The following is a 528-nucleotide window of genomic DNA, read 5'->3' on the forward strand; positions in this document are numbered from 1 at the left end:
TTCTCCGTTTCCCCCCAGTTACCGCTGGGAGGTGCCCCCAGGCGGGGCTGGAAGGAACGCGGGCGGGGCCATAAGGGGGCGAACCGTGCCGGATCACCGGCGCGTGCTGGTTCTGAGAGACTGTGGGCGATGAACGAGACACCGAGGCGCGTGTACGCCGAGATCGATCTTGATGCCGTACGGGCCAACGTGCGTGCCCTGCGGGCGCGGGCGCCCCGGGCCGAGCTGATGGCCGTCGTCAAGTCGAACGCCTGTGGGCACGGCGCCCTCCCGTGCGCCCGGGCGGCCCAGGAGGCCGGGGCCACCTGGCTCGGTACCGCCACCCCCGAGGAGGCGCTGGAGCTGCGTGCCGCCGGGATCCGGGGGCGGATCCTGTGCTGGCTGTGGACCCCCGGCGGGCCCTGGCGGGAGGCCGTCGAGGCCGACATCGACGTGTCCGTCAGCGGGATGTGGGCCCTGGAGGAGGTCCGCGCCGCCGCCCGCGCGGCCGGCCGCACCGCCCGTATCCAGCTCAAGGTCGACACCGGC

General features: G+C 74.2%; 1 protein-coding gene. It reads left to right on the plus strand.

From position 1 onward, the window contains the following. Positions 1-129: 129 nt before the first annotated feature. A partial coding sequence (locus tag VR44_RS00485; RefSeq protein ID WP_045945308.1) for an alanine racemase occupies positions 130-528 on the plus strand: 399 nt, incomplete at its 3' end.

Origin of the sequence: Streptomyces katrae, assembly GCF_000966975.1 — a bacterium.
In the GTDB taxonomy this organism is placed as follows: Bacteria; Actinomycetota; Actinomycetes; order Streptomycetales; family Streptomycetaceae; genus Streptomyces; species Streptomyces katrae.